At 57.8% G+C, this 1236-nt stretch carries 2 protein-coding genes; both read left to right on the forward strand.

Going from position 1 to position 1236, the window contains the following annotated elements:
- The coding region (locus HT737_RS17245; protein WP_182403409.1) for an agmatine deiminase family protein at window positions 1–635 on the forward strand (635 nt) is incomplete at its 5' end.
- Window positions 636–879: 244 nt separating this feature from the next.
- Window positions 880–1092, forward strand: coding sequence for a hypothetical protein (locus HT737_RS17250; RefSeq protein ID WP_041071305.1), 213 nt, complete (start codon window positions 880–882; stop codon window positions 1090–1092).
- Window positions 1093–1236 lie beyond the last annotated feature (144 nt).

Here is a 1236-nt window from a genome sequence, read left to right on the forward strand (position 1 = left end):
GTTCGATTCACGTCGACGGTGAAGGCACGCTGATCACCACCGAAGAGTGCCTGCTCAACCACAACCGCAATCCGCATCTGGGGCGCGAAGAGATCGAAGCGGTGCTGCGCGACAATCTGTCTGTGGATAAGATCATCTGGTTGCCGGATGGCCTGTTCAACGACGAAACCGACGGCCATGTGGATAACTTCTGCTGCTACGTGCGCCCGGGCGAAGTATTGCTGGCATGGACCGACGATCCGCAGGATCCGAATTACCCGCGCTGCCAGGCCGCAATGAACGTGCTGCAAAGCAGCACCGACGCCAAGGGCCGCCCATTCACGGTGCACAAGATGCCGATTCCGGGGCCGCTGTACGCCACCGAAGAAGAGTGCGCCGGTGTCGATCCGGTGGACGGTACGCAGGAGCGCAACCCATCCGTGCGCCTGGCGGGTTCCTACGTGAACTTCCTGATCGTCAACGGCGGCATCATCGCGCCGAGCTTCGACGATCCGATGGATGCGCCTGCGCGGGAAATCCTGCAGAAGCTGTTCCCGCAGCACGAAGTGGTGATGGTGCCGGGCCGCGAACTGTTACTGGGCGGCGGCAATATCCACTGCCTTACCCAACAGCAGCCAGCCCCGCACAAAGAGTGAGTTGAGACGTAACAGCCTGAGTTGATTAATAAATCACCCGGGCTGCAAGTTTTTTGCGATGGGTGCGAAGAAGCCCGCGGTCCTGCTGGACCGCGGGCTTCTTCGTATCCGCCTGTCGCCAAATCGGACACCTTGGCATAGCTCTTGTATCGGTTAACGCGCACTAGGGAGGGGGGGAACTTCAACAGTTCTGTCATATACCTTGGATAACTTAGCCGCTCACGAACGGGGAGAGAGCGCTGAAATGAACGCCGAAGTGAACGTAATCAGCGAGCGGAATTTGCATCCCATGGCCGTAAACGGCGAATCGCTCCAGATTGTCGCGCACTTTTTGAAGTCCAATGGAACGCGTCAGATCAGGGAACCTGATCCGCGCCGGATGATGATTGAGCGCTATCCCGCTGACCTGTTCAGCGAGGCCGAACTGGAAGCGTTGTGGGCTGTGATGCAAGGATAAGAAAAACAACAAGGATTGGTAAAAGCGCTGCCGGGATGGCAGCGCTTTTTTATGGAAAACCGAAAAGATCGCAGCCTTCGGCAGCTCCTACAGGGAAGCACACCACCCCATGCAGGAGCTGCCGAAGGCTGCGATCTTTTGATC

It is taken from the genome of Pseudomonas sp. MD195_PC81_125 (assembly GCF_014060985.1).
GTDB classification, from domain to species: Bacteria; Pseudomonadota; Gammaproteobacteria; order Pseudomonadales; family Pseudomonadaceae; genus Aquipseudomonas; species Aquipseudomonas parakoreensis.

Excerpts from the sequence above, each read along its gene's own strand:
- HT737_RS17250 (WP_041071305.1), top strand. The coding sequence starts at position 880 with ATGAACGCCGAAGTGAACGTAATCAGCGAGCGGAATTTGCATCCCATG.